Source organism: Pseudonocardia petroleophila, assembly GCF_014235185.1.
GTDB lineage: Bacteria > Actinomycetota > Actinomycetes > Mycobacteriales > Pseudonocardiaceae > Pseudonocardia > Pseudonocardia petroleophila.
Genome location: NZ_CP060131.1, coordinates 5,255,343 through 5,279,779, shown reverse-complemented (window position 1 = coordinate 5,279,779; position 24,437 = coordinate 5,255,343). Strand labels below are relative to the sequence as shown.

23 protein-coding genes, 1 tRNA gene and 1 pseudogene are annotated in these 24,437 nt (G+C 74.1%); 16 read left to right on the top strand and 9 right to left on the bottom strand.

From position 1 onward, the window contains the following. Positions 1-23: 23 nt before the first annotated feature. Positions 24-758 carry a decaprenylphospho-beta-D-erythro-pentofuranosid-2-ulose 2-reductase gene (gene dprE2 / locus H6H00_RS25875; RefSeq protein WP_185718263.1) on the top strand — a complete coding sequence of 245 codons (735 nt, stop codon included), beginning with the start codon at positions 24-26 and terminating at the stop codon, positions 756-758. Here the strand turns inward: dprE2 and H6H00_RS25870 are convergent. The 3 genes from H6H00_RS25870 to H6H00_RS25860 form a co-directional block, all read right to left on the bottom strand. Further along, complete coding sequence (locus tag H6H00_RS25870; protein ID WP_185718262.1) at positions 755-1,369, bottom strand: class I SAM-dependent methyltransferase; 615 nt, start codon at positions 1,367-1,369, stop codon at positions 755-757. The two genes, dprE2 and H6H00_RS25870, sit on opposite strands and share 4 nt — an antisense overlap. Continuing rightward, positions 1,366-1,854, bottom strand: a complete 489-nt coding sequence (locus H6H00_RS25865) for a DUF309 domain-containing protein (RefSeq protein ID WP_185718261.1) — start codon at positions 1,852-1,854, stop codon at positions 1,366-1,368. Before H6H00_RS25865 ends, H6H00_RS25870 begins: the two co-directional genes overlap by 4 nt. A 38-nt stretch (positions 1,855-1,892) precedes the next feature. Beyond that, positions 1,893-1,968, bottom strand: a tRNA-Leu gene (locus H6H00_RS25860). Positions 1,969-2,076: 108 nt separating this feature from the next. Between H6H00_RS25860 and H6H00_RS25855 the strand changes: the two genes are divergently transcribed. The 6 genes from H6H00_RS25855 to H6H00_RS25830 all read left to right on the top strand — a co-directional run bounded on the left by H6H00_RS25855 (position 2,077) and on the right by H6H00_RS25830 (position 8,435). Next, positions 2,077-2,703 carry an ANTAR domain-containing response regulator gene (locus H6H00_RS25855; protein ID WP_185718260.1) on the top strand — a complete coding sequence of 209 codons (627 nt, stop codon included), beginning with the start codon at positions 2,077-2,079 and terminating at the stop codon, positions 2,701-2,703. Between the two features lie 194 nt (positions 2,704-2,897). Next, the gene (locus H6H00_RS25850; protein ID WP_185718259.1) at positions 2,898-4,124 is read left to right on the top strand and encodes a branched-chain amino acid ABC transporter substrate-binding protein; all 1,227 of its coding nucleotides are present in this window, start codon (positions 2,898-2,900) and stop codon (positions 4,122-4,124) included. 105 nt (positions 4,125-4,229) lie between these two features. Next, entirely contained in the window at positions 4,230-5,162 is a 933-nt protein-coding gene (locus tag H6H00_RS25845) for a branched-chain amino acid ABC transporter permease (RefSeq protein ID WP_255425378.1), read from the top strand. Continuing rightward, positions 5,159-6,913 carry a branched-chain amino acid ABC transporter permease gene (locus H6H00_RS25840; RefSeq protein WP_185718258.1) on the top strand — a complete coding sequence of 585 codons (1,755 nt, stop codon included), beginning with the start codon at positions 5,159-5,161 and terminating at the stop codon, positions 6,911-6,913. Before H6H00_RS25845 ends, H6H00_RS25840 begins: the two co-directional genes overlap by 4 nt. Next, positions 6,910-7,716: an ABC transporter ATP-binding protein gene (locus H6H00_RS25835; RefSeq protein ID WP_255425377.1), complete on the top strand. Its 807-nt coding sequence runs from the start codon at positions 6,910-6,912 to the stop codon at positions 7,714-7,716. The genes H6H00_RS25840 and H6H00_RS25835 overlap by 4 nt, the downstream gene beginning before the upstream one ends. Then, positions 7,713-8,435 (top strand): ABC transporter ATP-binding protein, encoded by a 723-nt coding sequence (locus H6H00_RS25830; protein WP_185718257.1) that lies wholly within the window; start codon positions 7,713-7,715, stop codon positions 8,433-8,435. Before H6H00_RS25835 ends, H6H00_RS25830 begins: the two co-directional genes overlap by 4 nt. Positions 8,436-8,510: 75 nt before the next feature. Here the strand turns inward: H6H00_RS25830 and H6H00_RS25825 are convergent, their stop codons facing one another. Further along, positions 8,511-8,921 carry a PaaI family thioesterase gene (locus H6H00_RS25825; protein WP_255425376.1) on the bottom strand — a complete coding sequence of 137 codons (411 nt, stop codon included), beginning with the start codon at positions 8,919-8,921 and terminating at the stop codon, positions 8,511-8,513. 206 nt (positions 8,922-9,127) lie between these two features. Here H6H00_RS25825 and H6H00_RS25820 point away from each other — a divergent pair, with 206 nt between their 5' ends. Then, positions 9,128-10,447, top strand: coding sequence for a BtrH N-terminal domain-containing protein (locus H6H00_RS25820; RefSeq protein WP_255425375.1), 1,320 nt, complete (start codon positions 9,128-9,130; stop codon positions 10,445-10,447). Between the two features lie 128 nt (positions 10,448-10,575). On the opposite strand, the gene H6H00_RS25815 is transcribed toward H6H00_RS25820, so the two are convergent. Beyond that, positions 10,576-11,682 (bottom strand): DNA glycosylase AlkZ-like family protein, encoded by a 1,107-nt coding sequence (locus tag H6H00_RS25815; RefSeq protein ID WP_185718256.1) that lies wholly within the window; start codon positions 11,680-11,682, stop codon positions 10,576-10,578. Further along, positions 11,673-12,494: a class I SAM-dependent methyltransferase gene (locus tag H6H00_RS25810; protein WP_185718255.1), complete on the bottom strand. Its 822-nt coding sequence runs from the start codon at positions 12,492-12,494 to the stop codon at positions 11,673-11,675. The genes H6H00_RS25815 and H6H00_RS25810 overlap by 10 nt, the downstream gene beginning before the upstream one ends. A 221-nt stretch (positions 12,495-12,715) precedes the next feature. Here H6H00_RS25810 and rpsA point away from each other — a divergent pair, with 221 nt between their 5' ends. The 5 genes from rpsA to H6H00_RS25785 all read left to right on the top strand — a co-directional run bounded on the left by rpsA (position 12,716) and on the right by H6H00_RS25785 (position 17,759). Next, positions 12,716-14,221 (top strand): 30S ribosomal protein S1, encoded by a 1,506-nt coding sequence (gene rpsA / locus H6H00_RS25805; RefSeq protein WP_185718254.1) that lies wholly within the window; start codon positions 12,716-12,718, stop codon positions 14,219-14,221. A gap of 154 nt (positions 14,222-14,375) precedes the next feature. After that, complete coding sequence (locus tag H6H00_RS25800) at positions 14,376-15,056, top strand: hypothetical protein (RefSeq protein ID WP_185718253.1); 681 nt, start codon at positions 14,376-14,378, stop codon at positions 15,054-15,056. 10 nt (positions 15,057-15,066) lie between these two features. Beyond that, entirely contained in the window at positions 15,067-16,248 is a 1,182-nt protein-coding gene (gene coaE, locus H6H00_RS25795) for a dephospho-CoA kinase (protein ID WP_185718252.1), read from the top strand. Between the two features lie 87 nt (positions 16,249-16,335). Beyond that, positions 16,336-17,106 carry an RNA polymerase sigma factor gene (locus H6H00_RS25790; protein ID WP_185718251.1) on the top strand — a complete coding sequence of 257 codons (771 nt, stop codon included), beginning with the start codon at positions 16,336-16,338 and terminating at the stop codon, positions 17,104-17,106. Next, positions 17,106-17,759 (top strand): hypothetical protein, encoded by a 654-nt coding sequence (locus tag H6H00_RS25785; RefSeq protein WP_185718250.1) that lies wholly within the window; start codon positions 17,106-17,108, stop codon positions 17,757-17,759. The genes H6H00_RS25790 and H6H00_RS25785 overlap by 1 nt, the downstream gene beginning before the upstream one ends. On the opposite strand, the gene H6H00_RS25780 is transcribed toward H6H00_RS25785, so the two are convergent. Next, entirely contained in the window at positions 17,741-18,271 is a 531-nt protein-coding gene (locus H6H00_RS25780; RefSeq protein WP_185718249.1) for a ribonuclease FAU-1 family protein, read from the bottom strand. The genes H6H00_RS25785 and H6H00_RS25780 overlap by 19 nt on opposite strands. A 40-nt stretch (positions 18,272-18,311) precedes the next feature. Here H6H00_RS25780 and uvrB point away from each other — a divergent pair, with 40 nt between their 5' ends. Then, entirely contained in the window at positions 18,312-20,498 is a 2,187-nt protein-coding gene (gene uvrB / locus H6H00_RS25775; RefSeq protein WP_379539856.1) for an excinuclease ABC subunit UvrB, read from the top strand. Here the strand turns inward: uvrB and H6H00_RS25770 are convergent. Then, the gene (locus H6H00_RS25770; protein ID WP_255425374.1) at positions 20,491-21,846 is read right to left on the bottom strand and encodes a DUF2254 domain-containing protein; all 1,356 of its coding nucleotides are present in this window, start codon (positions 21,844-21,846) and stop codon (positions 20,491-20,493) included. The genes uvrB and H6H00_RS25770 overlap by 8 nt on opposite strands. 145 nt (positions 21,847-21,991) lie before the next feature. On the opposite strand from H6H00_RS25770, the gene H6H00_RS25765 reads away from it, so the two are divergent. Next, a complete protein-coding gene (locus tag H6H00_RS25765) occupies positions 21,992-23,251 on the top strand; it encodes a glycosyltransferase family 87 protein (protein WP_255425373.1) in 1,260 nt (419 codons plus the stop codon). Between the two features lies 1 nt (position 23,252). Further along, positions 23,253-23,669 (top strand): annotated as a pseudogene (locus tag H6H00_RS32920) (glycosyl-4,4'-diaponeurosporenoate acyltransferase CrtO family protein); the annotation flags it as partial. A gap of 73 nt (positions 23,670-23,742) precedes the next feature. On the opposite strand, the gene H6H00_RS32510 reads toward H6H00_RS32920, so the two are convergent. Beyond that, positions 23,743-24,357, bottom strand: a complete 615-nt coding sequence (locus H6H00_RS32510; RefSeq protein ID WP_255425371.1) for a hypothetical protein — start codon at positions 24,355-24,357, stop codon at positions 23,743-23,745. Positions 24,358-24,437: the final 80 nt, after the last annotated feature.

The window sequence follows — 24,437 nt, the reverse complement described above, 5'->3', positions numbered from 1 at the left end:
ACACGCTAGGGCATGCTCGCGCCATGGGAACGGTGCTGGTGCTCGGCGGTCGCAGCGAGATCGGGCTGGAGGTCGCGCGCCGGCTCGCGCCCGGGTCCACGGTGGTCCTCGCGGCGCGTCGCCCGCACGACCTCGACGACGAGGAGGCGGCCCTGACCGACGCGGGCGCCGCCGCCGTCGACCGGGTGGGGTTCGACGCCGACGACGTGGCGGGCCAGCGCGCCGTCCTCGACTCCGTGGTGGCCGCGCACGGCGCGCTCGACACGGTCGTCGTCGCGTTCGGGATACTCGGCGAGCAGGCGCGCGCCGAGCGCGACGTCGAGCACGCGCTGGCCGTCGTGCACACCGACTACGTCGCGCACGTCTCCGTGCTCACCCACCTCGCGCAGATCCTGCGGGGGCAGGGCCGCGGGGACCTCGTCGTGTTCTCCTCGGTCGCCGGGGCCCGGGTGCGGCGCGCCAACTACGTCTACGGGTCGGCGAAGGCGGGCCTCGACGGGTTCGCCTCCGGCCTCGCCGACGCCCTGCACGGCTCCGGCGTCCGGCTGCTGCTGGTCCGGCCCGGGTTCGTGACCGGCCGGATGACCGCGGGCATGACGCCCGCCCCGTTCTCCTCGACGCCCGCGCAGGTCGCCGACGCCACGGTCCGCGCGCTGCGCTCCGGCCGCGGCGAGGTGTGGGTGCCGGGGGTGCTGCGCCCGCTGTTCGGGCTGCTGCGGCACGCGCCCCGGGCTCTGTGGCGCCGCATGCCCCGCTAGCGGCGGGCGGCCCACACGGCGTAGAGCGGGTCACCGGGGCCCGGCGGCGTGCGCCGCCCCCCGCGCACCTCGCCGAAGCACTCGCTGAGCACGAAGAACGCGTTGACGATCTGCAGGTGCCCCTCGTCGTCGGTGTGCAGCCAGCCGCGGATCGCCTTGGTCGGGAAGCACCGGTTCGAGAACGTCACGACGAACCGCCCGCCGGGCCGCAGCACCCGCGCGACCTCCCGGAACACCGCCACCGGCTCGACGAGGTAGTCGACGGAGACGCAGCAGACGGCGTCGTCGAAGGAGGCGTCGTCGAAGGGCAGGGTGGGGTCGTCGTTGAGGTCGCGCACGACGTGCCCGGCGAGCGCCGGGTTGGCGGCGAGCTCCGCCGCGTTCATCCCGAGGCCGACGAGCCGGCGCGGCGGGGTCGTGAAGTGCGAGATCCACGACGAGCACAGGTCGAGCACGTCCCCGTCGACGCCCAGCTCCGCGTACAGCGCCCCGACCGCGGCGATCGCCCGGTCGTCGATGTGGGTGACCAGCCGCGGCGGGCCGTAGAACCCGGCGTCGGGGGAGGGGTCGTCGCGGTCGAAGAAGCCCGGGGGGAACACGGCGTCGGTCACGGGCCGACGGTAGGCGCGCGGAGGCGGGGCCGCAGGTCGTCGGGGGTCGCGGTGGCGCCGCCCGCGATGCGGGCGGCGAGGCCCTCGGCGTGGTCCGCGACGCCGGGGAGGTCGAGGCCGGCGGGGGCGTCCCCGACCCAGCGCCGGACGTGGTCGACGCCCCGCTCCAGCAGCGCGACGGCCCCGCGGGCGTTGCCGCGCTGGGCGTGGGTCAGCCCGACGGCGACCTGGGCGAGGCCCCGCCACAGCTCCCGCTCGGGCTCCGGCGCGGCCTTCCAGGCGCCCTCCAGCACCTCGTGCGCGCCGAACGGGTTGCCGCCGTCGAGCAGGCGCTGCGCCTTGGTGACGGCCTCGTCGGCGGTGAGCACCTGGTCCTCGGGCACCCGCTCCACCCCGGCGGCGCCGTGCGGCAGCGGGCGCCCGGTGACGTCCCGGGGGCGGGCGCTGCGGGCCCGGCCGGCCCCGTCGCGGTCGCGGCTCGTCATCGGTCCACCGTGCCATCCGTCCGGCGTCCCCGTCGGCATGGTGCCCCCGGTGGGATTCGAACCCACACTTGACGCTGTTTGAGAGCGCTTCCTCTGCCGTTGGGATACGGGAGCCGTGAGAATGACGATACCGGCTCACCCGAGATCACAGCGCGTCGCCACCCGGCCTCCGGCTATTCTGAATCCTTCCGGTTCGACCCCGTCCGGTGTAAGGGAGAAACGGTGACCCAGTCGGTTTCCGAGGAGAGCAAGCCCGTGGGCGACACCACCGGCCTGCGCGTGCTGGTGGTCGAGGACGAGGCGCTGATCCGCCTCGACCTCACCGAGATGCTCCGCGAGGAGGGCTACGTCGTCGCCGGTGAGGCGGGTGACGGGGAGCAGGCGGTCAAGCTGGCCCGCGAGCTGACGCCGGACCTCGTGATCATGGACGTCAAGATGCCGAAGGTCGACGGCATCGCCGCGGCCGGCGAGATCGTGGGGGAGCGCATCGCGCCCGTCGTGATGCTCACGGCGTTCAGCCAGCGCGAGCTCATCGAGCAGGCGCGCGACGCCGGCGCGATGGCGTACCTGGTCAAGCCGTTCGCCCGGCACGAGCTCGTGCCCGCGATCGAGCTGGCCGTGTCCCGCTTCGCCGAGAAGAAGGCGCTCGAGGACGAGGTCGCCACGCTCACCGACCGACTGGAGACGCGCAAGCTCGTCGACCGGGCGAAGGGCCTGCTGATGAGCCGGCAGTCGATGTCGGAGCCCGACGCGTTCCGCTGGATCCAGCGCACCGCGATGGACCGGCGCACGACGATGAAGGCCGTCGCGGAGGCCGTCGTCGAGGGTCTCAACCCGCCCAGGGCCTGATCTTCCCCTCACGTACGGCTGTCCACCCGCTCACGGACCGCTGTGTCCGAGTTGCGGTCCGGTAAAGGACGGCGGCGAGGTGGTGACGCGGTGACGGGCGTCCGTCTAACGTCCCCGTCGCTCTCGACAGGCGGGAGCGGCGCGGTGATCGGGCACCGCACACCGAAGACGTGCAGTACGGGAAGGACATCAAGATGAGTCGGAGGCGCGCAGTCGTCACCGCCGCGATCCTCGCCGGAGCGCTCGCGCTCTCGGCCTGCGGTACCAACCGGGAAGAGGGTGGCGGCGCCGCCGCGGGGGCCTGCGACACGAGCAAGGGCACCCTGGTGGTCGGCCTCGTCGCCCCGCTGTCCGGCCCGCTCTCCGCCCTGGGCCTCGGCATGCAGAACTCGGCCGACCTCGCGGTCGACCAGGCCAACCAGAACTGCACCGTCCCGGGCTACGCCCTGCGGCTGCAGGCCGAGGACGACCAGTCGATGCCGGCCATCGCGGCCAACGCGGCCACGCGCCTGGCGTCGGACCCCAACGTCGTCGGCGTCGTCGGCACGCTGAACTCCTCGACCGCCCAGACGGTCCAGCCGATCCTGCAGCAGCGCGGCATCGTGCAGATCTCGCCGGCCAACACCAACCCCACCCTGACCCAGGGCGAGGCGTACGAGACGGCCCCGGCACGCGGCTTCGACAACTACTTCCGCGTGGCCACCACCGACGCCGTGCAGGGCCCGTTCGGCGCCCAGTACCTCGTCAACACCGCCGGCAAGCGGGCCATCGCGGTCATCGACGACGGCAAGACCTACGGTGCGGGCCTCGCGGCCGCGTTCGCCGCCGAGGCCACCCGCCTGGGCGCCACGATCGTCTTCACCGGCAAGGTCGGCGAGAACGACACCGACTTCTCCGGCGTCGTCACCCAGGTCCGCGCCGCCAACCCGGACGCGGTCTACTACGGCGGCGAGTACCCCGCCGCGGGCCCGCTGTCGGCGCAGATCGCCGCCGGTGGCCTGAACATCCCGGTCATGGGCGGCGACGCCCTGATCAACGCCGAGTACGTCCCGCTGGGCGGCCGGGTCGGCGACCTGGGCACCAGCGTCGGCGCCCCGGCCGAGGACCTGGAGAGCGCGCAGCAGTTCATCGCCGACTACGAGGCGGCGAACTACGTCGAGGGCTACGAGACCTACGGCGCGCTGACCTACGACTCGACGAACATCATCATCAACTCGCTGGTCACGGCCCTGAACGGTGGTGACTGGTCCGAGGACACCCGCTCCGCGGTCGTCGCCGCGGTGCAGGCCACCGACTACGAGGGCGCGGCGGGTCCCGTCACGTTCGACGAGTTCGGCGACACGACCAACAAGCTGCTGACGGTCTACACGGTCGAGGGTGACGCCTTCGTCCCGCTGGAGACGGGCACGTACGAGGGCTGATCAGAGCCAGTTGATCCTCGGTCCCGATCGGGACCGACGCGTCTGAGCCGAGCGGTGGGGGTGGGCCAAGAGCCCACCCCCACTGCGGCGTAGGAGGGACCCCTCTTGCTGTCCACGTTCCTGTCCCAGGTCGTCAACGGCCTGATCCTGGGATCGTTGATCGGGCTGATCGCCCTGGGCTACACGATGGTCTACGGGATCATCCAGCTGATCAACTTCGCCCACGGAGAGATCTTCATGGTGGGCTCCTACGGGGGCCTGGCCATGTTCACCTACCTGCTCCCCACCGCGATCCAGAACCAGTGGTGGTTCGCGCTGCCGCTGCTGCTCGTCGCCGGTGCGGGGATCGCGGTGATCGTCGCGGTCCTGATGGAGCGCTTCGCCTACCGGCCGCTGCGCAACGCGCCCCGGCTGGCCCCGCTGATCACCGCGCTCGGCGTCTCGGTGGCGCTGCAGGAGGCGGTGCGGGTGTTCTACCCGAACGCCACCGCCGCCGTGCCGTTCCCCAAGGTCTTCGTCGAGGGCACGCTCGCCGTCCCGGTCGGCGACGGCATCGTGCCGATCCGCTACACGGGCGTGCTGATCATCGTCGTGTCGCTGGTGCTGGCCTTCGCGCTCAACGCGTTCGTCAACGGGTCGCGGATGGGTCGCGCCATGCGGGCCACCTCCCAGGACCGCGACGTCGCGCGCCTGATGGGCATCGACCCCGACCGCGTCATCGTCCTGACCTTCGTCCTCGGCGCGGCGCTGGCCGGCGTCGCGGGCATCCTGTACGGCGCCGACCTGGGCCTGATCAACATCAACATCGGCCTGCAGAACGGCCTGTTCGCCTTCACCGCCGCGGTGCTGGGCGGGATCGGCAACATCAAGGGCGCCGTCGCGGGCGGCCTGGTGATCGGGCTGGTCAAGACGCTCGGCGGGCAGTACCTGCCCGGCGGCAGCCCCTACGACTACGTCTGGATCTTCGTGGTCCTGATCGCCGTGCTGGTCTTCCGGCCGCAGGGCTTCTTCGGCGAGACCGAGCGGGTGCGCGCATGACCACCATCGAGAAGGAGCAGGCGGCCCCGGCCCCGGTGCCGACCGGGCGCCTCGCCGGGCTCGCCGCCTACGCCACGCCGCTGCGCGTGGCCGGTGGCGTGCTCACCGTCGTCGGCGCCTACCTGCCCTGGGCCACGTTCGTGCTCAACGAGGGCGCCTACCCCGAGCAGGCCACGCTGGAGTTCTTCACGGTGCCCTTCGGGGTCACCGGGTTCCGGCTGCACCTGCTGCTGTTCGGCATCGCGTCGATCGTGGTGGCGCTGGCCGCCGTGCCCGCCAAGGGACGGATCCTCCGGGCGGTCGGCATCGGCGTCCTCGCGATCAGCGTCGTCAACGGGCTCTACATCGTCGCCGAGGGCGGCGGGCTGGGCGCGATCACGGTCGCCGACGGCGTCGCGTTCGGCGCGATCGTCGCGCTGCTCGGCGGCGCGCTGCTGGTGGTCGGCGCCAACGCCGGGGGGATCGAGCGCCAGCCGGTGTGGACCTGGCGGCTCAACCCCTGGGTCGAGCGGGCGCTGCTCATCGTGATCTTCCTGCTGCTGCTCCTGCTCGTCGCCGCCGTGCTGACCAGCGGCGGCCAGGGCGGCGGGGCGGCCTACGCCGGCGCGATCTTCCTGTCCTTCCTCGGCGCGGTCGGCGGGCTGATGGCCGCGCTGTCGGCGTCGGGCCTGTTCGCGTGGATCACCGCGCTCACCGAGCGGCACCGCATCTACAGCGTCGTGCTGCTGCTGGTCACGGCGCTGCTGCTGCCGCTGACGTCGGCGGGCACCGAGTACTGGATGACGGTCGCGGCGACGATCGGCGTGTACGCGGCGACCGCGATCGGGCTGAACATCGTCGTCGGGCTCGCGGGCCTGCTCGACCTCGGCTACGTCGCGTTCCTCGGCATCGGCGCGTTCGTCGCGGCGAACCTGTCCGGGGCGGCGGCGTCGCAGATCGGGATCGCGCTCCCGTTCCCGCTGGTCATGATCATCTCGGCGATCGTGGCCGGGATCTTCGGCGCCATCGTCGGGTCGCCGACGCTGCGTGTGCGCGGGGACTACCTGGCCATCGTGACGCTGGCGTTCGGCGAGATCTTCGTCCGCAGCGCGCAGAACAACATCGGCGGGCTGACGGGCGGCTCCAACGCCATCCCCAACATCCCGGCGGTGTCGCTGTTCGGCAACGACTTCAACGAGGGGCTGCAGATCGGCGGGCTGGAACTGCCGCCGGGCTTCCTCTACTACGTGCTGATCGTGCTGATCATCTCCGCGGTCATGGTGGTGTTCGCGAACCTCAAGTTCTCCCGGCTGGGCCGGGCGTGGATCGCGATCCGCGAGGACGAGGACGCCGCCCGGGCCATGGGCATCCGCACGGGCCCGATCAAGATCCTGGCGTTCCTCATCGGGGCGATGCTGGCCGGGCTGGCCGGGGCGTTCTACGCCCACAAGCTCGGCACCGTGTCCTACGAGAGCTTCCGGTTCCTCGAGTCGGTGACGCTGCTCGCGGCGGTCATCCTCGGCGGCATGGGCACCATCCCCGGTGCCGTGCTCGGGGCGTCGGTGCTGTTCGTGCTGCCGGAGAAGCTGCGCGAGTTCTCCGAGTACCGGCTGCTGCTGTTCGGCATCGCGCTCGTGCTCATCATGCGGTTCCGGCCGCAGGGCATCCTGCCCGACGCGCACCGCCGCGCCGAGCTGGCGCCGGAGACGGACCCCGCGATCGTGGCCGCCGAGGAGAAGGTCGCCGCCGAGGCGAAGGAGCACAAGCCGTGACCGACGCGATCCTGGCCGCCACGGGCGTCACGATGAGGTTCGGCGGGCTCACCGCCCTCAACGACGTCTCCTTCGACCTGACCGAGGGCGAGGTCATCGGGCTGATCGGGCCGAACGGCGCGGGCAAGACCACGCTGTTCAACTGCCTGACCGGCCTGTACTCGCCCACCGCGGGCGAGGTGGCGCTGCGCGGCGAGCGGCTGCCCGAGGACCCGGCGAAGGTCACCGAGCTGGGCGTCGCGCGGACGTTCCAGAACATCCGCCTCTTCCCGTCGATGACGGCGCAGGAGAACGTGCTGGTCGGCAGGCACTGCCGGATGAAGCAGAACCCGTTCTCCTCGCTGCTGCACGGGCCGGGCTTCCGGCGCAGCGAGGCCGAGGCGGCCGGGCGCGCCGCGGAGCTGCTCGAGTTCGTCGGGCTGACGAAGTTCTCCGACGAGCTCGCGCGCAACCTGCCCTACGGCGACCAGCGCCGGCTCGAGATCGCCAGGGCGCTGGCCACCGACCCGTCGGTGCTCCTGCTCGACGAGCCCACCGCGGGCATGAACGCCCAGGAGACCGAGGCGACCCGGCAGCTCATCCTCGCGATCCGCGAGCTGGGCATCTCGGTCGTGGTCATCGAGCACGACACCAAGTTCATCTTCACGCTGTGCGACCGGGTGCTGGTGCTGGTGCAGGGCGAGCTGCTCGTCGAGGGCACGCCGGACGAGGTGCGGGGCGACCCGCGCGTCGTCGAGGCCTACCTCGGGGCGCCGCCGGAGGAAGTCGAAGCGCAGATCCACGCCGGGGAGCAGACACCGTGAGTTTTCTCGAGGTCACCGACCTGACGGTCGCCTACGGCGCGATCCAGGCCGTCCGCGGCGTCACGTTCTCGGTGGAGCAGGGCCAGATCGTCAGCCTGATCGGCAGCAACGGCGCGGGCAAGACCACGACGCTGCGGACGATCTCGGGGCTGCTGCGGCCGGTCGCCGGCACGGTCCTGCTCGACGGCAAGCCGATCCACGCGCTGCCCGCGCACGAGATCCTCGGGCTCGGGGTCGCGCACAGCCCCGAGGGCAGGCGGCTGTTCGCGCGGATGACGGTGGAGGAGAACCTCCGGCTCGGCGCGTACACCCGCTCCGACGAGCCGGGCATCCTGTCCGACCTCGACCGGATCTACGACCTGTTCCCGGTGCTCGGGGAGCGCCGCCGCAACAAGGCGGGCCTGTTCTCCGGGGGCGAGCAGCAGATGCTGGCCATCGGGCGGGCGCTGATGTCGCGGCCGAAGCTGCTGATGCTCGACGAGCCCTCGATGGGGCTCTCGCCGATCATGACGCAGAAGATCTTCTCGACGGTCCGCGAGCTGCGGTCCGAGGGCACCACCGTGCTGCTGGTGGAGCAGAACGCGCTGGCGGCGCTGGCGCTGTCGGACCGGGCGTACGTGATCGACCTGGGGCGCACGACGCTCTCGGGCACGGGGCCGGAGCTGCTCGCCGACCCGCGCGTCCAGGAGGCGTACCTGGGGGAGGGCGTCGCGAACTGACGTCCCGGCCGTTGCAGCATGGCCACCTTCACGCCACCAGGTTGCGTGAAGGTGGCCATGCTGCAATCCGGGGGGCTACGGCTGCGTGTCGCGGTGCAGGCAGGTCAGCTTGGCCGTGCAGGTGCGCCGGCCGTCCTCGCCCGTGATCACGATCTCGGTCGTCGAGGTGCTGCGGCCGACGTGGATCGGGCGCGCCACCCCGGTGACGTACCCCCCGGTCGCCGACCGGTGGTGGGTGCAGGCCAGCTCCAGGCCGACGGGGAACCGCTCGGGCAGGGCGTGCAGCGCGGAGAGCGTGGAGCCCAGCGTCTCGGCGAGCACCGCGCTCGCGCCGCCGTGCAGCAGCCCGAACGGCTGCTTGTTGCCGGCCACCGGCATGCGGCCGACGACCTCCTCGAGGCTCAGCGTCACGAGCTCGATGCCCATGCGTTCGGCGAGCTGCTCGGTCGTCTGCATCGCGGGGAGGTCCGCGGGATCGATGGGCACGGAGCGCACCCTATGGCAGACTCGCTCCCGGCGATCACCACGCCGGACCTCCTGATCGGGCCACCCACGCGGCCCGGCCGTGCGGGGGCGCAGGGGACCTCGTGAGCCTCGGTGACCCCCACCGTGATCGTGGCTACCCGCCGTGACCCCGGCCGGGCGGTGCACGGGGCGTGGGGCCGGGTGCCGTCGCGTGGCCGTGGAGAGTCATGACGAGTCGCAAGCAGCTCAAGGCCCGGATCCGCGCGCGGATGGCCCGCACCGGCGAGAGCTACACGACCGCGCACCGGCACGTCGCCGGTCCCGCACCCGCCCCCGCCACCTCGGCCGGCTACCGGCTGCGCGGCGGGCAGCACCCGGACTCCGCCGCGCTCGCCGGGGTGCTCGCGCACCACGGCGTGCGCTGCGCCGGGGCCGAGCTGTCCGAGGCGCTGCTGTTCGGCGCCGCGGGCGGGCCCGGCGCGGGCTACATCCTGTGGGAGTTCGCCCACGACGGCTCGCGGCCCGTCGTGCTGGGGTTCTCCGCCGACTGGCAGTACGCCGGCCGCGCGACGCTCGCGGCGCTGGACCGGCTCGGCGTGGCCGCGTCGGTGCAGCGGACCGGGGGAGCCGCCGGCGCGGCCCGCGCGCTGGCCGGGGCCGTCGACGGCGGGCGGCCCGCCCTGGTCTGGCCCGACCGCCACGGGCTGGGGTACCGGCACCTGCCCGCCGCGCTCGACGGGATGGGCGGGCACGTGGTCGTGGTCCACGGCCGGGCCGGCGACGGCTACCTCGTCGACGACCGCTCGCTCGCCCCGCTCACCGTGCCCGTCCCGGTGCTCGACGCGGCGCGGGCCCGGGTCGGGTCCTACCGGAACCTGCTCGTCGTCCCGGAACCCGCGGGGGACCTCGCGCCCGCGGTGCTGCGGTCGGCGCTGGTCGCGGGCCTGTCGCAGGCGGCGGACCGGCTCGGCGGCACGTCCGCGTCGTTCGCCCTGCCCGCCTGGCGGAAGTGGGCGCGGCTGGTGACCGACGGGAGGGCGGCGAAGGGCTGGCCGCGGGTGTTCGCCGACGGCCGCGGGCTGGCCGGGGCGCTGGCGTCGGTCTGGGAGGGCGCCTCCCCGGCCGGGTCGACGGGTGGGCACCTGCGCGACCTCACCGCCGACTGCCTCGACGCCGCCGCCCCCGTCCTCGACGTCCCCACCGCGGCCGCCGCGGCCGCCTGGCGGGAGGCCGGGGCGGCGTGGGCGGCGGTCGCCGAGGCGGCCCTGCCCGTCGACGTCCCGGAGTTCGCCCGGCTCCGCGAGCTCACCGCGGCCGTGGAGGAGGCGGTGCAGGCCGATGGCGACGCCGGGGCGCCGGCCGCCGCGGCGGCCGCCGCCGAGCTGTGGGAGCTGCGGGCCCGGCTGGACGCCGCTCCGCCGCTCACCCCGGACGACCGGGACGCCCTGTTCGCCGATCTGGGCGCCCGGCTGCACGCGGTGCACGCCGCGGAGGCGCCGGCGGTCGGGGAGCTGGCGGCGGTCCTGGCCCGGGCGTCGCGCGCCTGAGCGACGGGCCGCTCGCCGGGTGCGGCGGCGCGGTGGTCGCGGTCAGGCCCAGGTCACGTCCACCGACCCCGCGCCCAGCAGCGGCCCGTACCGCTGCGCCGCCCGCTCGACGCCCTGCCGGGTCGCGGTCAGGCCCAGGTCACGTCCACCGACCCCGCGCCCAGCAGCGGCCCGTACCGCTGCGCCGCCCGCTCGACGCCCTGCCGGGTCGCGGCCGGGAGGGGCGCGAACGGCCGGACGGTGAGGGCCGGGCCGTCGTGCTCCCACACCCCCGCCACCCGCCCGTCGACGACGAGGACGGGGGAGATCCAGCCCGCCGTCCGCGACACCTCCGCCGTGCGGCCGTCCGGGATCGCGCGGGTGCGGTGGCTCAGCGGGGCGATCACCCACGGGTCGAAGCCGGGGAGCAGCAGCGGGGCGTCGGCGGGGTCGGTGCCGCCGTCGGGGACCGCCGCCAGCTCGTCGACGTCCGTGGTCCGCACGACGTACCCGGCCTCGCCCGCGACGGTCACCGCGGTCACGGCGTCGCCCGCGGCGCGGATCGTGCGCTTCGCCGGGGCGGGCTGCTCGCCCCACCAGCGCCCGACGTCGACGGCGGTGGCCGGCCCGTTCGCCGCGAGGAAGCGCAGCAGCACCGCGCGCTCGGCCTCCCCGGCGGGCAGCGGATCGAGCGGGCGGCCCAGCCGCGCCGCGGGGGAGACGAAGGTGACCGTCCCGTCGTCCGTCGGGGGTCCGGAGCACAGCAGCCCGCGCGCCGCGGCCGGTTTGAGCAGCGCACCCCAGCCCGTCGACAGCGGCCCGGCGATCGCGGGGTCGCCGAGGTGCGCGACGACGGCGTCGGCCAGCCCCGCCCGGGTGAGCGGCGTGGCCCCCAGCACCGCGCCGATCGCGTCGGTGACCGCGTGCAGCTGCGCCGCGGTGACGCCGTGCTCCCGCTCCCAGGACGGCGGGAACCTCCGGCGCGCGTCGCGGGCGGTGAGCGCGCCGACCCACAGGTCCAGCTCGTCGGCGGGCAGCAGGTGCAGGGTGCCGCGCGCGGCCCAGGTCCGGACCAGCCCGGAGGCGAGGTCGGGTGGGCCGCCGCACCGGATCCCGGCGATCAGCGCGCTGCACGAGGTCACCTGGGCGTGGATCCCGCCGAGTGCGCGGGCCGCCTCCACGGCGGACGGAGCGGGGGACAGCAGCAGCTGCCGGCGGATCCGCCACCGCCGGACCTGCCGCCAGGTCAGGTCCACGGCCGGTGGCACACGAAGATCGCCGTGCCGGGGAACAGGGCCCCGCGCAGCGGGCTCCACTGGCCCCACACGCGCTCGCGGCCCTCCGGCCACTCCGGTTCCACGACGTCGTCGAGCACCAGCCCGGCCGCGACGACGTCGCGGACGCGGTCGCCGATCGTGCGGTGGTGCTCGACGTAGGTGGCGTCGCCGGCCTCGTCGACCTCGACGTAGGGCGTGCGGTCGAAGTAGGACTGGACGACGGTGAGCCCCTCGGGGCCGGGGTCGTCGGAGAACATCCAGCGCATCGGGTGGTTCACCGCGAACACCCACCGCCCGCCGGGCCGCAGGACCCGCGCCACCTCGCGCATGACGCGGTCCGGCTCGGCGACGAAGGGGACGCCGCCGAACGCCGAGCAGGCCGCGTCGAAGGAGGCGTCGGCGAACGGCAGCCGCTCCGCGCCCGCCTGCACCAGCGGGACCGCCACGCCGGTGGACGCGCCGAGGGCCGCGGCGTGCCGGAGCATCGACCCGGACAGGTCGAGCGCGACGGCCCGCGCCCCCTGCAGCGCGAGCCAGCGCGCGCACGGCGCCGACCCGGACCCGATCTCCAGCACCGCCCGCCCCGCGACGTCGCCGAGCAGCCCGGCGTCGGACTCGCGCAGCCCCTCGGGGCACCAGACGAAGTCCAGATCGCCGATGTCGGAGGCGTGTTCGGCCAGGTAGTCGTCGGCGTCGGCGTCCCACCACGCCCGGCTCGCGCGCTGCGACTCGGCCCCGTCGACGGCCCGCCGGGCGACCCCGACGGTGTTCAGCTCCTCCTCGGCACTCACCGGCTCATCGTCGCAGCTCGCGGCACCTGACCCGCGTTGTGCCCGCGCTCACGGCACGCGTAGCATGGTGAAAGCACTGTGGTCAACGTCGCGGCGTCCGCGCCGCGGGTCCACCACGGGCTTCTCGCACCGATCAGATCAAGGGTGACAGCACCACGTCACGAGCCGTACTCCACCAGACCAGCACCACGCCGACATCCATCACCGGAGCACCCCACTACATGTCCACCGACACCACCGCCGCCCCGATCTCCACGACCCCTCAGGTCGCCGTCAACGACATCGGGTCGGAAGAGGACTTCCTCGCCGCCATCGATAAGACGATCAAGTACTTCAACGATGGCGACATCGTCGAGGGCACCATCGTCAAGGTCGACCGCGACGAGGTCCTGCTCGACATCGGCTACAAGACCGAGGGCGTCATCCCCTCGCGCGAACTGTCCATCAAGCACGATGTCGACCCCGCAGAGGTCGTGTCCGTCGGTGAGTTCGTCGAGGCCCTCGTCCTCCAGAAGGAGGACAAGGAAGGCCGCCTGATCCTGTCCAAGAAGCGCGCGCAGTACGAGCGCGCCTGGGGCACGATCGAGGCACTCAAGGAGGCCGACGAGCCGGTCGAGGGCACCGTCATCGAGGTCGTCAAGGGTGGTCTCATCCTGGACATCGGCCTCCGCGGCTTCCTGCCGGCCTCGCTGGTCGAGATGCGCCGCGTGCGCGATCTGCAGCCCTACGTCGGCCGCAAGATCGAGGCCAAGATCATCGAGCTGGACAAGAACCGCAACAACGTGGTCCTGTCCCGCCGCGCGTGGCTGGAGCAGACCCAGTCCGAGGTGCGCAGCGAGTTCCTCAACCAGCTGGCCCGCGGCCAGGTGCGCAAGGGCGTCGTGTCCTCGGTGGTCAACTTCGGTGCGTTCGTCGACCTCGGTGGCGTCGACGGCCTGGTGCACGTCTCCGAGCTGTCCTGGAAGCACATCGACCACCCGTCCGAGGTCGTCGAGGTCGGCCAGGAGGTCACCGTCGAGGTCCTCGACGTCGACCTGGACCGCGAGCGCGTCTCGCTGTCGCTCAAGGCCACGCAGGAAGACCCGTGGCGCCTCTACGCCCGCACCCACGCGATCGGCCAGATCGTGCCGGGCAAGGTCACCAAGCTCGTCCCCTTCGGTGCGTTCGTGCGCGTCGAGGAGGGCATCGAGGGCCTGGTGCACATCTCCGAGCTGGCCGAGCGCCACGTGGAGATCCCGGAGCAGGTCGTGCAGGTCGGCGACGACGCCATGGTCAAGGTCATCGACATCGACCTCGACCGGCGCCGCATCTCGCTCTCGCTCAAGCAGGCCAACGAGGGCATGACGGCCGAGACCGAGTTCGACCCCACGCGCTACGGCATGGCGGCGGAGTACGACGACCAGGGGAACTACATCTACCCCGAGGGCTTCGACGTCGAGTCCGGCGACTGGCAGGAGGGCTTCGAGGCCCAGCGCGAGGCGTGGGAGAAGGAGTACGCGGAGGCCCACGTCCGCTACGAGCAGCACATCACGCAGATCAAGAAGTCGGCCGAGGCCGAGGCCGAGGCGGCTGCCGACGGCGGGGGCACCAGCTACTCGTCCGACACCGCCGACGCGGCCGAGGGCGCCTCGACCGGTGGCGGCGGCGCGCCGGCCCAGTCCGGTGGCTCGCTGGCCAGCGACGAGCAGCTCGCGGCCCTGCGCGAGAAGCTGTCGGGCGGCGCCTGATCAGCTGATCCACACCCGAACGGCCCCGTCGACCACCACGGTCGCCGGGGCCGTTCGGCGTCCGGGAGCCACTTCCGGTTACGGTTCCGCGCCGTTCTGCGAACGCGCCGCTCCATGGCGTCCCGGACCGGGCGGAGCGCACTACCCTTGTGCTGTGGGTGGGGGAACACGGTCGGGCGGCACGCGGCTGTTGGTGGTGCTCGTGGGACTCCTGGTGAGCGCGGGATGTGCGACGGCGGACGCGGAGACCACACCGGTCCCGACGTTCGCGGCGCCCTCGGCCACCGGCGCCGGGGCACCGGGGGAGGCCGACCGCGACGGAGCCATCCCCACCGAGTGCGGCGACATGCTGTCCGCGGCCGATCTGGGGGCGCTGCTGGGCCGCCCGCTCGACAGCGTCACCGTGCGCACCACGATCGGCGTCGCCGAGCCGTCGGTGGGCCGCACCGAGCGCGTCGCCTGCCGCTACAGCGGCACCGGCAGCTCCCGGGGCGTCCTGCTCGACCTCAACGTCGCCCGCTACACCGACGCCGCCGCGGCGACCAAGCAGTGGACCACCAACACCGGCGTCGAGGACGGGGACCGGCGCGACCTGTCGATCGGCGCCGCCCCGGCCGCCCTGTTCGACCGGGCCCGCGAGTCGGTCCTCATGGTCACCTACGACGACGACACGCTGACGTTCGTGCTGCCGGAGGGTCCGCGACCGGGCGACCGGCCCCGCGGCGAGGTCCTCGTCGACCTGGCGCTGCGCGTGCTGCCGGTCGTCGGCCCGCCGCGCACCGCGGCACCCGCCGAACCCGTCCCCGGCGAGGACCCGGCGGTCGCGGCCGGATAGCGTCGCGGCCATGCTGCGCGTGGGGCTGACCGGTGGGATCGGATCGGGCAAGTCGACGGTCGCCCGCCGGCTCGTCGGCCGGGGTGCCGTCCTCGTCGACTCCGACGCGCTGGCCCGCGAGGTCGTCGCGGCCGGCACCGACGGTCTCGCGGAGATCGTCGCGGCGTTCGGCGACGGGGTGCTCACCGCCGACGGCGACCTCGACCGCCCCGCGCTCGCCTCCGTCGTCTTCGGCGACGCCGACGCCCGCGCCCGCCTCAACGCGATCGTGCACCCCCGCGTCCGCTCCCGCTCCGACGAGCTGATCGCGCGGGCGCCCGCCGACGCGATCGTCGTGCAGGACGTGCCGCTGCTCGTCGAAGGGGGGATGGCGCCGCTGTTCCCGCTGGTCGTCGTCGTGCACACCGACGCGGAGGAACGGGTCAGGCGGCTGGTCGGGCAGCGCGGGATGCCCGAGGCCGACGCCCGGTCCCGGATCGCCGCCCAGGCCGACGACGACGCCCGCCGGGCCGCCGCCGACGTCTGGCTCGACAACGGCGGCGCGCCCGACGACCTCGACGCCGCCGTCGACGCCCTGTGGGACGGGCGCCTGGTGCCGTTCGAGGCGAACCTGCGCCGCCGCGAGCCCGCCCGCTCCGCCGGGGCCGTCCTCGTCGACCCGGACCCGGCCTGGCCCGCCCACGCCGCCCGGCTCGCGGCCCGGATCTCCGCGGCGGCGGGCGGGCGTGAGGTCACCCACATCGGATCGACCGCGGTGCCGGGCCTGCCGGCGAGGGACGTGATCGACCTGCAGCTCTCGGTCGACGCGCTGGCCGACGCCGCCGGGTTCCGCGACGCGCTGGCCGACGTCGGGTTCCCGTGGCGCCCGGAGATCGACCACGACGACCCGACGCCGCCCGGCCCCGTCCGGCCGGAGCAGTGCCACGGCACCGCCGACCCCGGACGGCCCGTCCACCTGCACGTCCGCGAGACCGGGTCACCCGGGTGGCGGTACGCGCTGCTGCTGCGCGACTGGCTCCGCGCCGACCGGGCGGCCCGCGACGAGTACCTCGCGGTCACGCGGCGGGCGCAGGCGGAGTCGGGGGGCGACGCCGCGCGGTACGCCGCGGTCGAGGAGCCCTGGCTCGACGGGGCGGCGGCCCGTGCCGAGGCATGGGCAGTATCGTCGGGGTGGGCGCCCTCGTTGGGCTGAGTGGACGGACCCTGCGGTAACGCAGAGCGACGCCGCCACGATGGGGTGAGCAGGAGAGCCACGAACGGATCGGGACGGGGTGGGGGAGTGAGCGCGCAGGTGGGGCAGGACGCCCGCGTCAGCCTGGTCAAGGGCGACGCGGTCCCCGCTCACGAGGACGCGTACGCGGAGACGGTGATCGGCGCGCCCGCCTACGCCGAGCCCCCCGCTCCCGCCGAACCGCCCGCTCCCGCCGGACCACCCGTGCACGGCGGGCCGACGGTGTACGCCGAGCCGTCCGCGCCCGTCGTCGTCCAGGACGCCCCGTCGGCATCCCCGGCCTCGCTGCGCGTCGACTTCGGCGCCCACCTCGAGGCCAACTACCAGCGGCTCGTCGCCCAGCTCTACGCGATCACGCTCGACCCGGGCGAGGCGCACGACGTCGTCCAGGAGGCCTACTCGCGCGCCTGGCGCAAGTGGGCGGAGATCAGCGTCGGTCCCGACCCCACGGGCTGGGTCCGCCGCGTCGCCGTCCGGTCCACGCAGCGGGGCTGGCGCCGGGTGCTGGAGCGGGTCGGGCTCGCGAAGGCGCGCCCCGTCGGTGACGGCGACCCGCGCACCGCCGCGCTGCTCGCCGCGCTGGGCCGGCTGACGATCGCCGAGCGCCGGGCCGTGGTCCTGTTCCACATGGTCGGCACCTCCCGGCGCGACATCGCGGCGCTCGAGCAGGTCCCCGAGGAGACCGTCCGCCTCCGGCTCCGGCGCGCCCACCAGGTGGTCACCGAAGGAATGGCCGACGAGCTGCCGAGCGTTCTCGGCGTGGCCCCGGCCTACGACGATCCCTACACACCCCACGCGGGTGCGGAGAGGCAGTACTGATGGACGCCCTGACCCGAGTCACCGACGAGTTCCGGCGGCTCGACGACGAGCTCGCGGCCGCCGTCACGCTCCCGTCGGTCGACGACGTCATCCGCCACACCGGCTCGGCCAACCGCGCGAGCACCGCCGCCGCGGTCGCCGTCATCGCGGTGGGCGCGCTCGGCGGGGTCACCGCGGTGGCGCAGATCGCGAACGCCCCGGCCGCGTCCGCCGCGCAGGTCGCCCCGGCCGCGTCGGGAACCCCCGACGTCGTGCCGGTGCTGCCGGAGTCGGTCGCCCCGACCACCACCGTCGTCCCGACGCCGGCGGAGGCCGCGCCGGCCGAGCGGCCGCGACGGTCGGAGACGACCCGGCGGCAGACGGCCGAGCGCGCCCCGTCCCGGACCGCGGCCCCGGTCGCGCCGCCCGTGGCCCCGCCGCCCGTCGTCGCGCCGCCGACGACCACGCGGCCGCCGGTGACGACAAACCCGCCGATCGACGAGGGTACGCAGGACCCCGAGCCGCCGGAGCAGACGACGACCACGCGGCCCACCCCCACCACCACGACCAGCTCCATGCCGTCCTCCACGACGACGGAGCCGACGACCACCACCGCCGAGGCCGAGTCGGTCGCCCCCGGCAGCCAGGCGGGCCGTCAGGCCGGCGTCGCCTGACCCTGCGGCCGCTCCCGCCAGGTCAGCGCCACGCCGAGGCCGCCGAGCCAGGCGTCGAGGTCGTGCCCGTGGGCGGCCAGACCGTCGACGGCGCGGTGGGTGGCGTGCATCGCCGCCTCCGCCGCAGCCGGGTCGAGGACCCCGCACGCCACCGCCCCGACGAACTCGTCGACGTCGATCACGCGGGCGTCGCGCCCGTTGCGGACCACGATGTCGAGGTAGTGGTCGGTGAGCAGCCACCGGTCGCCGTCGCGGGCGATCTCGCACACGTCGAGGTAGAAGTCCTGGTCGCGCTCGTGCCCGGGGTTCCACGCGAAGTCGGTGACGGCCAGCCCGAGGTCGGGCAGCAGCCAGGTCTGCAGCCAGTGCGCGGTCGGGCGGCCCACCATCGCGCGGCTCATGTAGAGGCCGAACGGGGTGACGCGGTACTCGTCCACCGCCCGCTCGTGGCCCTTGGAGTCGATGTTGGTCCGGGCGGGGACGTCGAAGGTCGCGGTCTTCGGCGGGTGCATCCTCCAGAGGATGTCAGACCGGGCTCGTACCCTGGGGTACGTGGCATTCGCAACCGAGGTCCCCGGCTCCGCCCGCGACAGCGAGCAGGGCATGCCGTTGGCGCACTCCGAGCACCGTCCGGTGGGGGAGATCCCCCGCACCGGCGGCCGGTTCGAGGTGGTCAGCGAGTACGAGCCCGCGGGCGACCAGCCCGCGGCCATCGCCGAGCTGGAGCGGCGCATCCACGCCGGTGAGCAGGACGTCGTGCTGCTCGGGGCCACCGGCACGGGCAAGTCGGCCACCACGGCCTGGCTGATCGAGAAGCTGCAGCGGCCCACGCTGGTGATGGCACCCAACAAGACCCTCGCGGCGCAGCTGGCCAACGAGCTGCGCGACATGCTGCCCAACAACGCGGTCGAGTACTTCGTCTCGTACTACGACTACTACCAGCCCGAGGCCTACATCGCGCAGACCGACACCTACATCGAGAAGGACTCGTCGATCAACGACGACGTCGAGCGGCTGCGGCACTCCGCCACCTACAACCTGCTGTCCCGGCGCGACGTCGTCGTGGTCGCGTCGGTGTCGTGCATCTACGGCCTGGGCACCCCGCAGTCCTACCTCGACCGGTCGGTGAAGCTGCAGGTGGGCGACACGGTGGAGCGCGACCAGCTGCTCCGCCTGCTGGTCGACGTGCAGTACACGCGCAACGACATGGCGTTCAACCGCGGCACGTTCCGGGTCCGCGGCGACACCGTGGAGATCATCCCGGCGTACGAGGAGCTGGCGCTGCGCATCGAGTTCTTCGGCGACGAGGTCGAGTCGCTGTACTACCTGCACCCGCTCACCGGCGACGTCGTGCGCCAGGTCGACGAGCTGCAGATCTTCCCGGCCACCCACTACGTCGCGGGCCCGGAGCGGATGGAGCAGGCGGTCCGCGACATCGAGAAGGAGCTGGAGGAGCGCCTCGCGCAGCTGGAGGGCCAGGGCAAGCTGCTGGAGGCCCAGCGGCTGCGGATGCGCACCCAGTACGACATCGAGATGATCCGCCAGGTCGGGTTCTGCTCCGGCATCGAGAACTACTCGCGCCACATCGACGGCCGCGGCCCCGGCACCGCACCGGCCACGCTGATCGACTACTTCCCCGACGACTTCCTCATGGTCATCGACGAGTCGCACGTCACGGTGCCGCAGATCGGCGGCATGTTCGAGGGCGACATGTCCCGCAAGCGCAACCTCGTCGAGTTCGGGTTCCGGCTGCCGTCCGCGGTCGACAACCGGCCGCTCACGTGGGAGGAGTTCGCCGACCGCATCGGCCAGACGGTCTACCTCTCGGCCACGCCCGGCCCCTACGAGCTCAGCCGCACCGGCGGGGAGTTCGTGGAGCAGGTCATCCGGCCGACGGGCCTGGTCGACCCGAAGGTCGTCGTCAAGCCGACGAAGGGCCAGATCGACGACCTGGTGCACGAGATCCGGGAGCGCGCGGAGCGCGACGAGCGGGTGCTGGTCACCACGCTCACCAAGAAGATGGCCGAGGACCTCACCGACTACCTCCTCGAGCTGGGCATCCGGGTCCGCTACCTGCACTCCGAGGTCGACACGCTGCGCCGCGTCGAGCTGCTGCGCCAGCTCCGGCTGGGGGAGTACGACGTGCTGGTCGGCATCAACCTGCTGCGCGAGGGCCTCGACCTGCCGGAGGTGTCGCTCGTCGCGATCCTCGACGCCGACAAGGAGGGCTTCCTCCGGTCCGGCACGTCGCTGATCCAGACGATCGGGCGCGCGGCGCGCAACGTCTCCGGCGAGGTCCACATGTACGCCGACAAGATCACCGACTCGATGCGGCACGCGATCGACGAGACCGATCGCCGCCGGGCGAAGCAGATCGCCTACAACACCGAGAAGGGCGTCGACCCGCAGCCGCTGCGCAAGAAGATCGCCGACATCCTCGACCAGGTCTACCAGGAGGCCGAGGACTCCAACGTCGTGCCGATCGGCGGGTCGGGACGCAACCAGTCCCGCGGCAAGCGGGCGGCCGGGGAGCCGGGCCGCGCCAGCAGCGGGGTGGTGTCGGGGCGCGACACGAAGTCCATGCCGCGCGCGGAGCTGGCCGACCTCGTCCAGTCCCTCACCGACCAGATGCTCGCCGCGGCCCGCGACCTGCAGTTCGAGCTGGCCGGGCGGTTGCGCGACGAGATCCAGGACCTCAAGAAGGAGCTGCGCGGGATGGACGCGGCGGGCATCAGCTAGGGCGGGCGCCGGTCGGGTCGGCGCTCGCCCGGACGGCGGCGACCGACTGCGCGGCCCGCCGGCGCAGCTCCGCCGCGTCGCACCGCTGCGGCGCGGTCCGCTCGAACGCCTCCTGGAGCCGTTCGAGGTGGGCCACCAGGCGGTCCCGCAGCTCGGGGTCCCGGGCGGCCCCGGCGAGCTGCTCGGCGAGCCCGCACATCCGGTGCAGCACGGGCGGGTGTCCGGTGCCGTGCCACCGGATCGCGTCGAAGACCCGGTCGACCAGCTCCACCGGTCCGGTGCGCGGGGCGATCACGCGGAGCCGGTCGTCCGGTCCGTAGCGGTACGGCGAGGGCACGTCCCGGCCGACCATGTGGGTGAGACCGGCCGCGAGGTCGTCCAGCGCGTTCACGGCCGTGTACGGGTCGTTGGTGCTGGGGGACAGCGCCCGCACCGCCATCTCCTCCAGCACCAGCACGGCGTAGTCGACGTCCTGGTCGGGGGTGCGGGCCCGGCCGACCGTCAGCCCGGAGCGCACCGCCGGGCCGAGCCGGTCGTCGACGCGGTCCGGCGGCCACACCAGCGCGACGACGTCGCCCTCCACGACGTGCGACCCGGGCCGGACCCGGAGCGAGATGACGACGTCGTGGCGGGTGGCGAGGTCGAGCAGCCGGTCCTCGGCCACGCCCTGCACGTAGCCGATCGTGTCCGCGCGCACCTCGACGCCCTCGGACCGCAGACCGGAGGGCACGTCGTGGGCGCCCGCCCCGCGGGGCACCTCCGACGGGGCGCGGCCCAGCTGCTCGGGGTAGAGGCGGTCGACGGTGTCGACCAGCTCCGCGCGCACCCGTCGGGACAGGGTCCCGACCTGCACGGAGTCGGCGATGTGGTTGATGAACCAGATCAGCACCCCGATCGACAGGACGGCGAGCAGCACCGCCACGTTGACCGCGAGGTGCGGCACGAAGACCTCGTCGGCCCCGCCCGGCTCGCGGATCGACCGCAGGGTGAGCAGGCAGTACACGAACGTCGCGGCGTACACGCCCAGGACGAACTGGTTGCCGCGGTCGGTCATGAAGTTGCGGACGAGCCGTGGACCGTAGGTCGACGACGCCGTGGCCAGCACCGCGATCGTGATGGAGAACGACGTGGCGGCCACGCCCAGCACCGACCCCGCGATCGCCCCCAGCACGTCGCGGCTGCCGGACTCGCCGATCCGGGTGGCGAGCACCGCGAACGGTCCCAGATCGAGCTCGTCGACCTGCTGGTCGAGGGCGATGAGCGCCTCGGCCAGCACCGCGGCCAGCAGGCACAGCAACCCCGGCAGGAGCCAGAAGCTGTCGCGCACCGTGATCCATCGGGCCCTCACCGGGGCTGCTGTCGGTCGTCGTCCACGGACGGTGACGCTAGGCCGGTCCCGGATCGGGCGCCCGCTCGGGCACGACGTCCCGGCCGGGCGCGGTGGACCGGGCCGGGCCGGTTACCGTGGAGCGTCCAGCAGGAGGGGGAACGGCGTGACCAGCCCGTCGACGGCCGACCCCGTCGCATCCCCGGGGCGCGTGCCCGCGTGGCTGCGCTCCCCGCGCCGCGTCCTGCCGGTCACCGTGCCGCTGCTGGCCCTGGTGCTGGCCGGGCTGGTGGTGCACACCGGGGGCCGGCACATCGACCTCGAGGTCTACCGGTTCGGCGTGCAGGCGTGGCTGTCCGGCGGCGACATGTACGGCCCGCTCCCGGAGACCTCCGGCCACATCGCCCTGCCGTTCATCTACCCGCCGTTCGCCGCGCTGCTGATGACCCCGCTCGCCCTCGTGCCGTGGACCGTCGCGTGGGTGGCGCTGCTCGTGCTGTCGGTGCTCGCGCTGGGCACCACGCTGTACGTCGTCGCGCGCCGGCTGTGGCCCTCCGGCGGGCCGGGTGGGGCCCTGGCCGCGGCGTCGATCGCGCTGCCGCTCGCGCTGGCCGTCACCCCGGGCAGCCCGATCGACTTCGACACCCCCACCGACTCCGTCCCGCTCGCGCTCGACCCGGTGCTGCAGACCATCGAGTTCGGCCAGATCAACCTGCTGCTGATGGCGCTGGTCGCGCTGGACTGCCTCGTCGACCACCCGCGCTGGCCCCGCGGGGCGCTCATCGGCATCGCCGCGGCGATCAAGCTGACGCCGGCGGCGTTCGTGCTGTTCTTCCTGCTGCGCCGCGACGTCCGGGCCGCGGTCGTCGCGGTGGTGTCCGGGATCGTCGCCACCGGGATCGGGTTCGCGGTCGCGCCGCGCGAGTCGCTCGCGTTCTGGCTGGGCAACCCGACCGGCGGCGTCAGCGGGTCGCCGTTCTTCACCAACCAGACCCTGGAGGCGGTCCTCGTGCGCGCCGGGGTGGACGGCACCGCGCGCACGGTGACGTGGGTCCTGCTCTCGGCGGCCCTGCTCGCGATCGCCGTGCCGGTGGTCCGCCGCGCGCCCGCGCCGCTCGCGCTCGTCGCCGTCGCCGGGGTCGCCCTGCTCGCGTCGCCGACGTCGTGGTCGCACCACTGGGTGTGGGTCGCGCCCGCCCTGCTGGTGGCCGCCGCCTCGGCGTGGCGGGCGCGGTCCGTCGGCTGGACGGTGGTCACGCTGCTGGCCGGCACGGTGTTCGTCGTCGCCCCGCACCGGCTCGGGCTGCCGCGTGCGGGGGAGGTCGAGCTGGGCTGGTCGGTCTGGCAGCAGGTCGTCGGCAGCACCTACGTGTGGTTCACGGTCCTGCTGATGATCGCCCTGTTCCTGCGGTGGCGGCGCGCCTGAGGTGAGCGGTCGGGCGGCCGCGGCGGTCGCGGTGCTGGTCCGGCACACCGTCGCGACGGTCGTGGTGTCGCTGCTGCTGCGCGCCCTGCGCCCGCCGCTCGACGGGCCGTGGTTCCGCGTCCGGGCGGGGGAGCGGACGCTGCACCGGCGGGCCGGGGTCCACGGGTACCGGCGGCTGCTGCGCGCCGCCGGGTGGGAGCCGGTGGTGACGCGCTGGCGGTCCTTCGACGGCACCCGCGCCGGCCTGGCGGCCCTGGACCGGCACACCCGGCTCAGCGAGGTGACGCACCTGGCCGGTGCGGTGGCCGGGACCCTGCTGGTGGCCCGCCGCGGAGGGGCCGGGGCCGTGCTGCTGGGCCTCGCGATCCACGTGCACCCGGTCCTGCTGCAGCGGTCCCTGCGCACGCGCATCGAGGCGCTGCGCCGCCGTCCACCGGCCGCCGCCCCAGCTCCCGCTGACCGCCGTGGGCACGGTGCGCGCCCGGAGCCGGTCAGACGGTGGGGACGACCGGGGCCGTCGCGCGGTCCACGCGCCGGTGGAAGCGCATGCCGGCCAGCCCGCCCAGCACCGAGCCGACGAGCCCGACCAGCAGCACCGCGGACAGCAGGATCAGCCCGCCGATGGTCAGCGACGCCGGGTCGAGGACGCCCCCGACGAGCGCGGCGAGCGGCGTGAGGTCGACCGGCGTGCCGGAGACGGCGACGAGCACGGCGACGGCGACGGCCACGAGCACGGCCCACAGCCACACCGCGACGCCCTGCCGCGCCCCGTCGAACCGCGCCATCCGGCCCGCGACGTACCCGCCGCAGAAGTAGGCGACGAACAGCACGACGGCGGCCACGATCCCGGCGACGACCCCGGCGGGCGGCCCGCCCGGCACCGCCGTCAGCCCGTAGCCCTGGGTGACCGCGGCGGCGATGCCGCTGAGCAGCACCGCGGTGCCGAGGGCGGTGAGCCAGCCGAAGAACGCCGAGCCCCACTTCGTGCCGCCGAACTGCCGCCGCTGCTCCTGCTTCGCGGCGCGCCGCTGCTCACGGGCGGTGGGCGGGGTCTGCTCGACGGGGGCGATCGGGGTGGTCGGGCCGTGGTCGGTTCCGGACGTCATGAGGCTCTCCCTCGTCACGCCCGTCGGTCACGGGCAGGTCCGCGGGGATACCCGGCCCGGTGACCGGGCACACGCGGAAC

Bases quoted from the DNA above. Each gene is read 5' to 3' on its own strand.
- H6H00_RS25850 (WP_185718259.1), top strand. From the start codon at position 2,898: ATGAGTCGGAGGCGCGCAGTCGTCACCGCCGCGATCCTCGCCGGAGCG.
- H6H00_RS32510 (WP_255425371.1), bottom strand. From the start codon at position 24,357: ATGACGTCCGGAACCGACCACGGCCCGACCACCCCGATCGCCCCCGTC.
- rpsA (WP_185718254.1), top strand. From the start codon at position 12,716: ATGTCCACCGACACCACCGCCGCCCCGATCTCCACGACCCCTCAGGTC.
- H6H00_RS25785 (WP_185718250.1), top strand. From the start codon at position 17,106: ATGGACGCCCTGACCCGAGTCACCGACGAGTTCCGGCGGCTCGACGAC.
- coaE (WP_185718252.1), top strand. From the start codon at position 15,067: ATGCTGCGCGTGGGGCTGACCGGTGGGATCGGATCGGGCAAGTCGACG.
- H6H00_RS25840 (WP_185718258.1), top strand. From the start codon at position 5,159: ATGACCACCATCGAGAAGGAGCAGGCGGCCCCGGCCCCGGTGCCGACC.
- H6H00_RS25820 (WP_255425375.1), top strand. From the start codon at position 9,128: ATGACGAGTCGCAAGCAGCTCAAGGCCCGGATCCGCGCGCGGATGGCC.
- H6H00_RS25780 (WP_185718249.1), bottom strand. From the start codon at position 18,271: ATGCACCCGCCGAAGACCGCGACCTTCGACGTCCCCGCCCGGACCAAC.
- H6H00_RS25865 (WP_185718261.1), bottom strand. From the start codon at position 1,854: ATGACGAGCCGCGACCGCGACGGGGCCGGCCGGGCCCGCAGCGCCCGC.
- dprE2 (WP_185718263.1), top strand. From the start codon at position 24: ATGGGAACGGTGCTGGTGCTCGGCGGTCGCAGCGAGATCGGGCTGGAG.